We start from the raw sequence: 13,829 nt of genomic DNA on the forward strand, positions 1-13,829 counted from the left end.
CTTGGGAGGGAACTTGAATGGCACGTTATTTTAATGGTAGAGAGATTGAATTATTAGCACCCGCAGGAACGTTTGAGATTTTCAAGGAAGTGATCCAGGCACGATGTGATGCAGTTTATTTTGGTGGACCTGTATTGAATATGAGAATGATGCGTAAAGGATATAATCTGTCTCATGAGGAGATCGTAGAGGCACTAGATATTGCTCACCGTCTAGACAAAAAAGTGTATATCACAGTGAATAACCTATTTAGTGAAGAAGATGTGGAAGAGGCTAAAGAATATTTGCGTTTCCTTGATGGTGCTCGTCCTGATGCCTTGATTGTTCAGGATATGGCAGTGCTGGAGCTAATTCGCGAGATGGAGCTTAATCTTCCTATTCACTCTTCGGTCATGATGAATGTTCACAATCTGGAAATGATCTACGCATTGCGTGATCTGGGTGTAAGTCGTGTGGTTACTTCGCGGGAAATGGATTTGCAGACAGCTAAGCTGCTAGGTCAGCGGAGTGGGATGGAACTGGAGTATTTTATTCACGGGGATATGTGCTCCGTTCACGGTGCGAATTGTTATTTCAGCTCCCATGTATTCGGTATGAGCAGTAACCGTGGGAAATGTATGAAGCCTTGCCGCTGGGATTATCGGGTTAAAAAAGACGGGTATGTATATCCGGCCGAATACCCCCTAGCTGTAAAAGATATGTTTATGTATGAGCATCTTCCGGAATTGATTGAATCAGGGATCACCTCCTTTAAAATAGAGGGCCGCATGCGGGATAAGGAGTTTATGGTGATGCTGGCGAATAGCTACGGCGAAGCCATTGACCGGTATATCGATGATCCGATTGGCTTTGATCGTACGGTAGATACAAAAGAGCTTTATAATAACCGTAAACGTGACTTTTCGACGGCGTATGCCTTCGGCAAACCAGGACTGACTAACATTAACCGCCGTTATGAAGGAACTGGTAAATTCTATAGCACTGGAAAAGTATTCAGTACACCAACTGCAGAGCGTGAGCTGTCTGAGAAACGAGTTGAGCAGTTGCGGGAAAGATTGGCTGAGGTCGAGCAACCGCAAAGGACAAAAGCTAAGTTAGCTGTACGTGTGAATAATATGGAACAGGCACGGATGGTCTTAGAGCTTGGTGTAGATAGCCTGTACTTGCCAGGGGATGTATTTGAACCAGATAAACCTTTTACAAAGCGTGACATCAAGGAACTGGGTGAGCTAAAGGGCGATAGCAAAATCTACTTGGGTTTACCACGGATGATGACCGAGCTGCATTTTGACCAATATGATCAATTGCTTGGCGGAGAACGCTTGCCGATTGACGGTATTATCGTTACAAATTTAGGAGCTATTCGTCGTTATAACAATACAGGTTATCCGCTAATTGGGGACAGTAACTTAAATGTATACAATCATCTTTCAGCGCAATTATATGCTAACTTAGGTTTAACTCAGCTTTCGGTATCGCCAGAAATGACGCTAGAGCATTTTGCTACCTTTGCCTCTCGTTGCAAAACGCCTTTGGAAGTTGTTGTTCATGGTACACCTGCACTAATGTATATGGAACATGATCTTTATGAGAATACGGAGTTAATGGAGCCTATTGCTGAAGAGGATAATCAATATGTACACAATAATGTATTGGTACTAAAGACAGACCAAGGCGAGAATCCGGTATATCGTGATCAGCACGGCCGTTGCCATCTTTTATTCGCAAAAGAGCTTTGCTATTTACCTTTGTTGAGTGAGATGAGTGGACTAGGGATATCAAGCTTCCGTATTGAAGGAGCAACCTATAGCGTCGAACAGCTACGTGAAATTATTGTTTCTTATCAACAGGCAATCAACCGATCTGATAGCGGGGATGACATGCTGGGCGGCCTTAAGCCGGTCTATGCTGGTTATACTTTGGGCTCGCTACAGTTCAACTAATTGTATTTTAATGGGAACTAAATATCGCCTAAGTGATAGGGCGGTGCACAGGACTCTATGAATAAGTTACTATTTTCACAAAAAGGAGAGAACCCTTCATGGAACAACAAGACTTCATCGGAAGAGAAGCAGTAGCAGCCAAACGTAAGCAATATTTCTATCCTTGTACACAGCATTTTTACCGTGATGCACCTCAGCTTGTTCGTGGTTCAATGCAGTTTGTTTATGATGAAAAAGGAAAGTCCTATACGGATTTCTTCGCTGGCGTATCCGTAGTCGCATGTGGTCACTGTAATCCGGCTATAACAGTACGCACGATTGAACAACTGCAGCAGCTGCAGCATACGACAACCATCTATCTAACTCAACCGAGTGTAGATTTGGCAGAGCGTTTGGAAGAGGTTATGCCGGGTGGGCTACGACGGACCTTCTTTGTTAACAGTGGCTCTGAGGCTAATGAGGGAGCTCTGCTGCTCGCTCGGTTGTATACGGGACGTAAAGGGTTTATAGCGCTGGAGAGTGGCCTGCATGGCCGTACCAATCTAACTATGAGTGTGACAGGCCTGCCTATGTGGCGTACCGATAAATATTTGGATCATGACGTTGAGTTTATTCCTCGCCCTTATCATCCGGATTTATCGCTGGAGGAAGCGGCATCGTTATCCCTGGAGTCGCTAGAGCGGGTGCTTGAAGAGAAGGGGAATACTATCGCTGCTATGATCGTAGAGCCAATCCAAGGCAACGGCGGAATGATTATGCCAACCCGAACCTACTTCCGTGATGTAAAAGCATTGTTAGAGAGATACGGTGTACTCCTAATCGCTGATGAAATCCAAACTGGATTTGGACGTACTGGTAAAATGTTTGCTATGGAGCATTTTGACGTTGTACCCGATATTATAAGTATGGCCAAAGCACTCGGTAACGGAATTCCAGTTGCAGCCTTCGCTACAACCGATGAGATTGCTCTTGCTCTAAACCGTCCTTCAGCTTCCACATTTGGGGGGAATCCGGTATCTGCTGCAACGGCGCTGGCTGTGCTTGATTATATTCGAGATGAACGGCTTCCTGAACGCTCGGTACAGCTCGGAGAACGATTGAAGGCAGGTCTGAAGGCATTGCAAGCTCGTTATCCTTCGTTGATGGTTGATGTGCGGGGAACTGGACTAATGCTGGGTGCGGAGCTAACGGGTGTAGATGCTGAGGGTGCAGCGGCACTTACAGATCAAGTGCTGGAGGCGATGAAGGACCGAGGTTATCTAATCGGCAAAAATGGCATAGGACGCAATGTACTAGCCTTCCAGCCACCGATGATTATTACGGAAGAAGATATCGACGGGATGCTTAACGTCCTGAACGAAGTTCTTGCGGAGCTTAATGACTAATACGATGAATTTCAAGTAGCGAAGAAAGAGGAAAACGAATGGCTATTCTAAACATTTTTAAAACTGCAGGCCTAAAGCTTAAAATGTTCAGCGAACTGGTGATGTTCTCTCATACACTTTTTTCGCTGCCATTTGCCATTATCTCGATGGTGTGGGCCGCTGGGGGCTGGCCATCGGGACATGTGATGATCTGGGGATTGATTGCATTGATAGGCGCCCGTAATGGCGCCAATGCATTCAATCGGCTGGCAGACCGTACGTTCGATGAACAGAATCCTCGTACGGCACATCGACATCTGCCTCGACGCTTACTGGCGGAAAAAGAAGTTGTTGTCTTTGTTATTGTCAACTATGCCATTTTCATTGTGGCTTCAGGCATGCTTAATTTGCTCTGCTTGATCTTGTCACCGGTGGCTATCGTATTGATATCAACCTATTCCTACACGAAGCGGTTTACCTTTCTCAGTCATTTATATTTAGGATTTGTTATTGCTTCTGCACCGATTGGCGCATGGTTCGCTGTAACCGGAAATATCGCATTTACACCGTTTGTTATCGGTACTGTTGTTATGCTGTGGATTGCCGGATTTGATATTATTTACGGCACTCAGGATATTGACTTTGATCGGCGGCATGGTCTATGGTCTATTCCTAGCTTTTTCGGTCTAGAGAACGCGCTGCGCATTGCAAAAGGTCTACATTTCATCATGATTATGCTGCTATTGTTCTTATATCTATGGCGTGATCTCGGCTGGATGTATCTGGTGGGAATTGGGATTGCGACGCTGCTCCTGATGACCGAGCATAAGATTATAAAACCATCGAATCGTAAGCTGATGAAGGTGGCCTCTTATAATCTGAATCAGGTGATCAGCATAGTGATTTTATTGTGTACGCTGATTGATTTTTTTTATGTTAGCTAGGGAGAGTTAGTTCGATGGATGGTTAGGAGGTTAGGAAGCTGCACTGCGTGGAATGTTGGACTTTCGATCGCTGTTATCCTCGGATTTCTTTGATTTGAACCGGCTGTCTGCGGTAGAAATCCGAGAATAAAGGCGAGCACTTCGTTTCTACAGTTCCAAAATTCCACTCCGTTCTGTCCTAACCATTGGCGCATTGCCTCCAAGCTAACAACAAAAGACAATAGCCTACCCAAAAGGGGGTAGGCAATGGGATCGGAAAGCTGGCTACGCGGCTTTCCTTTTTTGTTTTTGTGGGCATCTGCGAGGGGGGCTAGAGCAGTGTGAGAGGGCTGAACTAATCTAAGGTAGACTTATAGGGGAAAGCTCCCTATATTTTCGAGCTTAAGTGACTTTCGATCTTGTTATAGGGAAAGTCTCCCTCTAAATTGGCTGATTAGTCTATAAACCATACAAATTTAGGTTTTTAGAGGGACGAATTCCTTATAATCGTGGATTCCAAGCGATTTTAAGCTAATTAAAGGGAGGATTTCCCTATATGTTCGGAATAGTAGAGCCTGGAAGCTAAAAGGCTAAACACGCTCACGGGCGCTGCGCTACGTTCGGCTTGTTTAGCAAAAGTACATAAAAAAACGGATACCAACCCAAGTAAATGGGTGGTATCCGTTTTTGATTGCTCTGAGAGCAGATCCTTAGCGATCACGGTCGGCAAAATATTGCAGTAGCGTATCCAGATCGGCATGCGCCGGATAGGAGGAGAGCTGCTGCACAATCGCTCCAGCCTTATCTAGGTAGTTCTGGCTGAACTGTTCGGCGCGAGCTAAGGCATCGCTTCTCTTAATAAGGGCGAGCACATGTGCCACCTCAGCATCCGAAGAATCAGGGCCGATTGAACGAATCACAGGCGAAAGCTTTGGATCCTGTAATGCATAAAGCACTGGCAGGGTAACCTGACCATGACGCAGATCGCTACCGGCGGGCTTACCCAGTACAGCCTCAGACTGCGTGAAATCCAGCAGGTCATCTTGTATTTGAAAAGACATGCCTAAGGCTTCGCCAAAGGTATACAGAAGGTTGGCCACTTCCTCTGAGCTTTCGGTGGATAATGCACCCACACGTAAGCAGGTGGCCATAAGAAGAGCTGTTTTGTTTAAGGACTTCTCAAGATATTGTTCCATTGTAATCTCATAATCAAAAGCATGTTCCATTTGCTGATACTCACCTAGACAGAGCTGAGCAGTAGCTACAGAAGATAAGTCATGAACATATTTGTTTTTGTCTCCGGTATATTTGCTTAACAGTTCGATAACCCGAGCGGACATATAATTGCCAATATGCACAGCTGATAGTGTGCCTGTCTTAGTATGTAGGGCGGGTTTGCCCCGCCGTAACTCAGAATCGTCGATGATATCATCATGAATTAATGAGGCAACATGAATAAATTCAGCGGCAGCAGCTAATTGAAGCGCTCTTCGACCTGTATCCTTTCGGCCAAAACGACTGCCAACAATGACCATAAGAGGACGGAGGCGTTTACCTCCAGAATTTATAAGCTCAAGAACACTCTGCCCGAGTTGTGATTTCTTAGGAACATCCTTATCTCGTGCCACTAGATTTACGATTTCACGATTAATTTCGTCTATGTCTATGTTTAAGGCCTCATGCAGCTTCATCTTATAGATCCCACCTGTCAAATGGCTTTGCTTGTGCGACTGCGCTGTCTGCACTCTTGAATCAAGAACTGTTCGATTCCAGCCGCTGGATCATGTTCCGCGAAGTCTCCATTTGACCGTCTAATTTGCATTTTTTTGATCGAAGGAGCTAGATAAGCAACTAGGTCGAGCTCACGGCATTTCACCGCAAACTGAAGGTAAAAGCTGTACAAATAATCTCCATCCAAAATGTTGCGTGTAAGGTCGGGATGATGTGGGATACATTCCATATGGCGCTCAGCTGCCAAAGTGAGAATAGTGTAAATACCCAGCAAATTGACTTTGCGGTTGTATTCCAGATCATGGCGTTCTAGTACCGAGATTAGCTGCTCACATGCAGCCGGAGAGGGATTAAGCTCAATTCCGGCAATAGGTGACATTTCAGTATGCAACAACCGGAGGGTATCTTCTATGAGTTGTTTGTTCACAAGATTCTCTCCTTCTTGTCGGTTTTGCCGGAAGAAACCATACCCCTGATCATCCCTACAAAACCATTCATTAAAGAATAAATTGACCATTTCCTGATATTAGGAAGATTATTTTCTTCTTGTAAATAAGGAGAGTAATGTGTCCTAGGGACACATTACTCTGAAGTACATCCATATTTAGCTTACTGACATGCAATCTACATATTTTCTTTAAAATAAATTACACGAATTCAGGGCTTTATAATCAGTCGGTGTATAGATACCATCGTCTGACGATCGGAACTCTCTTCCAATGTTTCTTAAGCCAAGGAAGTACATAGTAATCTAGGCCAAATGTGCTGCCCGATCCGCCGATGCAGGCGATACCCGCACCAACATACCATAACATTTCTGTAGAAGCCATTTTGGTCGACCAGATCATGACGGACATGGCTATCGTCGCTATAGAAGCAATAGCTGTGAACAGACCAACGATGAGCATAATACCGAACACGATTTCTGCACATACCATACCGATTTGGAACCATTTTGCGAGGAATGTATAACTTCCGTCGTTGTTGTAGAACATCAAATCCATGAACCAGTTTGTAATATTATAAACGAAGCCAGGAACTGGCAATGCTTCAACCGCTTCTTTTGCAGTGGATACTGCTGAAGCTGCAGATTGTGCATCTACTGTTGTTTTAACTGCATCCACCGCTACGCTGGCTGCTGATGAAGCATCCGTTGCAAAAGGAGCGGCTGGAATTAGGAATATCTTGTTTGGATCTACCCAAATTTTCCGTAGCTTATCTATACCTTCATATAACCACATTCCACCAAGCAGCATGCGAAGCGGAACGAGCCAGAAGTTAGGTGAACGCTTGGAGAAGTGTCCGCCCAAGAAGCTCTTACGGTTCTCAACATGGAAGAACTCATGCATCATGTAAGTCCAAACTTTATTGAAGCCTACAACCTGAGACAGGTAGAACATATTGATAAAGTGTTTGGATAACATTGCCATAAAACCAGTAAGCATAAAGAACTTGCCTGGCAAACCAACGTTTGCTACACCGTAGCGGCTACCGATGGATACCATGGTACCGTGGAAACCAGGTTTGTATGCTTTTTTAGCAGTGTTCTGAATGTCAGCTGCAATGTTACCAGCAACGATCGGAGCTGCTTGTTCAGCATTCTCAACCATTTGTGGTACAGGACGAGTTTCACCTTCAGGAATGAAGAAAATGTTGTCCCCTACTACATATACGTTCTTATGATCTACACTTTCAAGGTTCTCATTCGTAACAATACGTTTGCGTCCTTGTTGTTGTACTTCAAGTCCACCCACGATTTCAGAACCTTCAACACCTGCAGTCCAAACGATGGTTTGTGAAGCGACAACATTTTTCTCACCAAGGGCAACACTACCTTCGCCTACTTCAGTGATTTTGGCGCCTGTTACAATTTCCACGTTCAGCTTGCGAAGGTGAGCTTCGGCTTTTTGAATCAGCTTATCTGGAAGGATAGGCAGAATCTTCGGAGCCATATCAGCCACAATCAATCTTACTTCGGATGGGTCGATATAGAACTCCTTGCACAATTCCTCGCGTTGCTCAGCCATTTCCCCAACAAGCTCGACACCTGTAAAGCCGGCACCAATGATAACGAAAGTTAACATTGCACGGCGTACAGTTGGATTTTTCTCCATAGCGGCTTTGGTATACATGTCGCGGATTTGACGTTTCAATGCTACCGCATCATCGTAAGACCAGAAGGAGAAGGTATTCTCTTCTGCACCTGGAATGCCGAAGAAGGTTGGTTTGCTACCTGTACCGATTACAAGGTAATCGTACGCATAGGTAGTTTTATTGGATTTGAGTTTCTTACCCTTGAAATCAATATTGCTGATTTCGTCAAGAACAACATTCACTTTAAGTCCAGCAAAGATTTTCTTTAGATCGATCTTGATTGAATCCTCTGGAGCACGGTTCGCGGCAACCTCATGCAGCTCAGTCAATAGAGTGTGATATGGATTCCGGTCGATCAGTGTGATTTCAACATCTTTGTTTTTCTTAAATTTCTTTGCCAGTTTCTTAGCCGTGAGTACGCCGCCGTAGCCGCCGCCCAAAATGACTATTTTTTTCAAAAGAAATTCACCTCATTCGTCTGATTAACTGCAGAAGGTTATGCGAAATTATTTCGCGCCTTCGAGTGCTTTTTCAGCAAGTGTAAAATATTCACCAACATGAATACTCACGCCGGAAATTGCATCAGTTTTACCTTCAGCTGTAAGTTCTGGAGCAGTACCTTTTTCAAGATAGTATTGCTCAACTTTTGCGATCTCTTCATGCCATTCAGCAGAAGCGCCGCCAGCTTTCATACCGTATTTACCATCGACGGAGAATTGTTTCTTGTCGTCGCCAGCAGCATTTACGCCACTGAATTTAACAGCAACAACATTACCGTTAGCAACAGTCAAGTCAACAGTGGATTTCCAACCGGAGTCTTTATCCATTTCGCCTTCAGCATGGTAACCTCCGTCTTTGTATTGACCAGCTTCAACAGGTCCAGCAGCCAGAGCAGCTTGAGCAGCTTTTACAAAGTCAGATACGTGTACAGATACACCGGAGATAGCATCAGTTTTCCCCTCAGCGTCTAAAGTTATAGCTGCTGGATCTTGTTTTTCAATCAGGAAAGCTTCAGCTTTTGCTGCTTGCTCGTGCCATTCAGAAGAAGCACCACCAGCTTTCATGCCATATTTACCATCTTCGGAAACTTTTTTCTTCAGATCGCCAGCAGTGTTTACGTTAAAAGCATCCCAGTCAGCCTTAGTGATCTTTCCACCTTCTACAGTTAGGAGTGCGAAATATTGCCAGCCAGTTTTAGCGTCCACATCAGCAGTAGCGTAATAAGTTCCGTCTTTGTACGTAGCCGCTTCAGTTCCAGTGTTAGTGGAATTAGTTGCTGTACTGTTTTCTGTTGGAGCATTAGTAGCCGCCGGTGTGTTGTCTGTGTTGTTACCGCAACCTGCAAGCAAACTACCTAAGATAAGGGCAGTCGACAAGATTACTGTTGTTTTTTTCATTTGTTATGACCTCCAAAAATATAGTTTAAAATATATATATTAAAATGTAAAACATTTTAATAGTAATGCGAAGTGATAAAAATCACTTTATAAATGATATTTGTCACTTTAATCTTGGGGTGAAGAGCCAAACTCTAACAGTATCATGACATATATCGGCATACGATAGAAAAAAATTTAATGATGTTGTTTCATCTCCGAGGGCATTCTAGCACATAGAGCAAATAACTCATGTGAAAAAAATCACTTAAAAAATTAAATGTTTAATTTATACATTGATTGTATCAAATTTTAAAGGATTTGAATACCTTTTTTTAAACTATTATTTGACAAATTGTGACTTTCTATAGATTAGGTAAGATTCATGGCGAATAGGACAGGGTAATGTAACGATAACACAGGATAGTATTCTACCCTACTTAATTCAGCTAAGGAGATGAGCATATAATGGACAACAATGTGTTTAAAGGAAAATGGAAACAGCTCAAAGGCGAGGCCAAAAAGCAATGGGGCAAGCTTACAGATGACGATCTTGATGTGATTGATGGTGAAAAGGATAAGTTGGTAGGTAAACTACAAGAGCGTTATGGCCATTCGAAAGAAGACGCGGAAAAAGAGTATCAAAGCTGGGGACGTTCCTACCGAGATTAATTCAAAATAGCTTATACTCTAAGTACCCAAATATAAAATGCATAGGAAGAGCGCAAATCGTATACGATTTGCGCTCTTCCTATGCAACAATTAGGTGTGCGAAGGTTAAGCTATGGTATTATTGTGAGATGAAATCTGTAATTTATCTTGTGCAGGCAGGAGCAAAACTATGGGGTATCTTAAAATATTTTTCGGGAATACCGCAATTCTTATAGCCGTGGCCTATTTGGCTAATCTGATCTATAAACATACCATTTCAAATGCAAGTGTAGGAATAAAAAAGGCGAGCTGGGTGATCCTGGCGATCTTTGCTGGTTGGATCAGTACTCTTTTTGGTTATAATTTGGACGACCATGTGATCTTTGATTTGCGGTTTGTACCCTTAATCATCTCGACGCTGGCGTATCCTAGACCCATCACACTTATTTTGATCGGTATAGGGACGGGGCTTACAAGGTTAACTTTCGGAGTGACAGAGGCAGCAGTTGCAGGAATGCTAAATCTTTTTATTTTGGGAGTTATTTGCGCGGCGCTTAGCTACTGGGTCAGACGCTCAACCCTCAGTATTGTGAATCAAGGTCTGATCGTTATTCTAATCGTTAATCTTATGAATGCCATAAACATTATGGCGTTAGGCGTTATCCCTGTGGAAGAGTACATAAGAGAGATTATGCCAATTACGTTCCCTGCGGGGCTAATTTTAAGTATTTTGTTCTCATTAATTATCCGTGATTTTCAACTCGGTCTTCTAAGGAATGAGCAGATCCAGCATGCTAACGAGCAGTTGTCTGCTCAGACTGAAGAATTACATAAGAACAAGCTTGATCTTGAAGAGCGTGCTAATCAGTTAATGATGGCATCTCAATTCAAATCGGAATTTCTCGCCAATATGTCACATGAGCTTAGAACTCCATTGAATAGCATCATTAATCTATCGCAATTAATTGAAGAAAATGATGATTTGCTTACGGAAGCAGAAATAAGAGAGTATGCAGCCATTATCCATCGTTCGGGTGATGAATTATTGATGATCATCAGCGACATTCTGGATTTATCCAAGGTGGAGGCAGGTCGATTAGATATTATAAATGAAGAATTAAATGTTAGCGAGATCCCAGATTTGCTGGCAATGCAGTTCGCTGTGACGGCCAAACAAAAAGGACTGGCTTTTAATATCTCCATGGATGAGAATGTCCCTCCAATGATTCATTCCGATCCACATCGCGTACAGCAGATTTTGCGTAATTTGCTCTCAAATGCTTTTAAATTTACAAAGACAGGTTTCGTATCGCTGCATATCCACGAGCAGGAAGGTGGGGAAGGGGATGCCGTGCAACATTGGCTTGTATTTGATGTGGAGGATAGTGGCATAGGAATCGCACCGGAGAAGCATGCCATGATCTTTGAAGCCTTTCAACAGGCAGACAGAACGACTAGCCGGAAATATGGTGGAACAGGACTAGGACTTTCTATTAGTAATGACTTGGCCAGATTGCTCGGCGGGTTCATTTCTCTAGAGAGTAAGGAAGAGAAGGGGAGTCGATTTTCGCTTTATTTGCCCCTTGAAGTGGATAGTGAGTAAAGCTCCAATATTATTTGGTGATTTGGCGTATTGACAGTAGATTGATGCGGAGTAGAATGAAGCCAATGCCGCATCAAAGGAGTGTTACCGCCTCTATGGACAACATGGAAAATAAGCATAAGGTTACGGTTTCAAAACGTGTTCGTAAACCTTCAGTGCATCGCAGAAATTTGCGTATAGCTACGCTGGAAGGTGTGCCGTCAACTATTTTTCAGGTACTGCTGCAAGGGCAGTTCCTAACAGGATTTCTACTATATTTAGGAGCTTCCTCTAGTCAAATTGGATTTGTGCTAGCGCTTACTACATTAGTTAATGTGGCACAGATTGGGGTAGCTTTTCTGATTCAGAAGCTGCCAAGTCGCAAATGGGCTATGGTTACTTTTATCGGTCTGCATAGGATACTTTGGGGTTCTACGGGACTAATCCCGTTTATTTTTCCTAAAGAATATTGGGTCATCGCATTTATTGCTTTATATACTACTGCTTTTATTGCCAATACTGCTGGTGGTGTGTTGTGGAGCTCAGTGATTAGTGATCTAGTTCCCGCACGGGTACGTGGACGTTATTTTGGGATTCGTAACACGGTCCTGAATGCACTTGGAAGTTTGGTTATGTATGGCGGAGGTATTATTCTGGACCGTTATCCCGGGGGTCATGGTTTTCTGATTCTATATATTGTTGTGTGGATCTTCTCGATATCGAATGTCGTAGTATTCTTTTTTTATCCGGATGTACCGTTCGAGAAATCAGAAGAGCATAAATTTTTGCCCATGTTTAAGAAACCGCTTAAAGATACATTATTTATGAAGTCAACCTTGTTTCTGGCTGCTTGGCTGTTGTTGCAGAACCTAACGGTTCCGCTATACTCTTATGTCATGTTGCAGTTACTTCATATTAATTATGAAACGTTGTCATTGCTTAATGTGTCCCAGACCGTGTTTATGATGGCTAGCTTCTACGTTTGGGGCAATCTAAATGCGAAATACAGCAATAAGCGACTGTTATTCTTTACTTTGCCGATTATTGCACTGTCCTCATTGATGTGGGGACTCTTGTCTGTGATGCCGATGCTGGTGGTCTTATTTGCGGCCCATATCGTTTTTGGTGTTGGTGTAGGCGGTTTCAACCAGCTGGCCTTTAACTTTATTATTGGAGACACGCCGAAAAAAGAACGGCCGATGTATATGGCCACATATGCGGCGCTTACCGGGTTATCATCCTTTTTTGGTCCGCTTATTGGCGGTCAGCTCTATGAAAAAATTGCGCACTGGCCGCAATGGACTCAGGTATACGGTATGCAGCTAGTGGTAGGGACGCTTATGATTGCACTTGCGTTTCTGCTAGGTCGTCGTATTCTAAAGGACGAATAGAAGTAAAAGGGGGTTATTCCTTGTTAAGAATAGCGATGGTATTAGGTGCCACCGGATTGGTAGGCAAAGCGGTTACGGAGGAATTGTTAAATCGTGATAACTGGGAAGAAGTAAGGGTGCTTGTACGGACACCGTTAGCCATAGAACATCCTAAGCTTAAACAAATCGTTGTAGATTGGGAGAACCTAAGAAACTATACAGAGTCGTTCGAAGGGGTACATTCCATCTTCTGTTGTTTAGGAACTACGATAAAAAAGGCGGGTTCACAAGAAAAGTTTGAACGAGTCGATCTACACTATCCGCTTGATGCTGCAGCCATAGCGAGAGAACAGGGTGTTAAACAGTTTTTGGTCGTCTCTTCAATAGGGGCAAATGCGAAGTCGCGTAATTTCTACAGTCGGACTAAGGGAAGAGCGGAAGAAGGTTTAACCGCTATTGGATTTCAAGGTATGCATATATTTCGCCCCTCCTTGCTACTGGGCCAACGTGAAGAATTCAGATTAGGGGAGAGAGTCGGAGCCAGTTTGATGAAAGCGCTGGATTTTGTAATGGTGGGTAAGGCGGCTAAATATCGTGCAATACCTGGTACGACAGTCGCAAGAGCTATGGTTAACATTGCGTCTGCGGATACCCATGGATTACATATTTATACGAATGAAGTGATACATGTGATTGGGAAACGCTAAGCTTTCTGGGTCTCTAATAAATTTGCATTAAGATGAGAACAGGACTTACAATGGACAATAAATGATCAGCGCATAATGGAGAGGGGTA

The 13,829-nt window shown here is 43.5% G+C and carries 11 protein-coding genes; 7 read left to right on the forward strand and 4 right to left on the reverse strand.

Annotated features, from left to right (window positions below; translation table 11 throughout):
* Positions 1–17: 17 nt before the first annotated feature.
* From NSS87_RS02475 to NSS87_RS02485, 3 genes are all read left to right on the forward strand, one after another.
* Entirely contained in the window at positions 18–1,943 is a 1,926-nt protein-coding gene (locus tag NSS87_RS02475; protein ID WP_339244527.1) for a U32 family peptidase, read from the forward strand.
* A 98-nt stretch (positions 1,944–2,041) separates the two neighbouring features.
* Positions 2,042–3,328 carry an aspartate aminotransferase family protein gene (locus tag NSS87_RS02480; RefSeq protein WP_339244529.1) on the forward strand — a complete coding sequence of 429 codons (1,287 nt, stop codon included), beginning with the start codon at positions 2,042–2,044 and terminating at the stop codon, positions 3,326–3,328.
* A gap of 38 nt (positions 3,329–3,366) precedes the next feature.
* Positions 3,367–4,251, forward strand: a complete 885-nt coding sequence (locus tag NSS87_RS02485) for a UbiA-like polyprenyltransferase (RefSeq protein ID WP_339244531.1) — start codon at positions 3,367–3,369, stop codon at positions 4,249–4,251.
* 689 nt (positions 4,252–4,940) lie between these two features.
* Here the strand turns inward: NSS87_RS02485 and NSS87_RS02490 are convergent.
* The 4 genes from NSS87_RS02490 to NSS87_RS02505 form a co-directional block, all read right to left on the reverse strand.
* On the reverse strand, positions 4,941–5,921 hold the full coding sequence (locus tag NSS87_RS02490; RefSeq protein ID WP_149644609.1) for a polyprenyl synthetase family protein: 981 nt from the start codon (positions 5,919–5,921) through the stop codon (positions 4,941–4,943).
* 17 nt (positions 5,922–5,938) lie between these two features.
* Positions 5,939–6,388 (reverse strand): hypothetical protein, encoded by a 450-nt coding sequence (locus tag NSS87_RS02495; RefSeq protein WP_042184507.1) that lies wholly within the window; start codon positions 6,386–6,388, stop codon positions 5,939–5,941.
* 244 nt (positions 6,389–6,632) lie between these two features.
* Positions 6,633–8,513, reverse strand: a complete 1,881-nt coding sequence (locus NSS87_RS02500; RefSeq protein WP_042184509.1) for an FAD-dependent oxidoreductase — start codon at positions 8,511–8,513, stop codon at positions 6,633–6,635.
* A gap of 48 nt (positions 8,514–8,561) precedes the next feature.
* Positions 8,562–9,452 (reverse strand): hypothetical protein, encoded by an 891-nt coding sequence (locus NSS87_RS02505; protein ID WP_042184511.1) that lies wholly within the window; start codon positions 9,450–9,452, stop codon positions 8,562–8,564.
* Between the two features lie 447 nt (positions 9,453–9,899).
* On the opposite strand from NSS87_RS02505, the gene NSS87_RS02510 reads away from it, so the two are divergent.
* The 4 genes from NSS87_RS02510 (at position 9,900) to NSS87_RS02525 (ending at position 13,741) form a co-directional block, all read left to right on the forward strand.
* The gene (locus NSS87_RS02510; RefSeq protein WP_042184513.1) at positions 9,900–10,103 is read left to right on the forward strand and encodes a CsbD family protein; all 204 of its coding nucleotides are present in this window, start codon (positions 9,900–9,902) and stop codon (positions 10,101–10,103) included.
* 169 nt (positions 10,104–10,272) lie between these two features.
* A complete protein-coding gene (locus NSS87_RS02515) occupies positions 10,273–11,685 on the forward strand; it encodes an ATP-binding protein (RefSeq protein ID WP_042184515.1) in 1,413 nt (470 codons plus the stop codon).
* 95 nt (positions 11,686–11,780) lie between these two features.
* Positions 11,781–13,055 carry an MFS transporter gene (locus NSS87_RS02520; RefSeq protein WP_081382976.1) on the forward strand — a complete coding sequence of 425 codons (1,275 nt, stop codon included), beginning with the start codon at positions 11,781–11,783 and terminating at the stop codon, positions 13,053–13,055.
* A gap of 20 nt (positions 13,056–13,075) precedes the next feature.
* Positions 13,076–13,741, forward strand: a complete 666-nt coding sequence (locus tag NSS87_RS02525) for an oxidoreductase (protein ID WP_339244537.1) — start codon at positions 13,076–13,078, stop codon at positions 13,739–13,741.
* Positions 13,742–13,829: the final 88 nt, after the last annotated feature.

The organism is Paenibacillus sp. FSL F4-0243, assembly GCF_037963295.1.
Taxonomy (GTDB): Bacteria; Bacillota; Bacilli; order Paenibacillales; family Paenibacillaceae; genus Paenibacillus_AQ.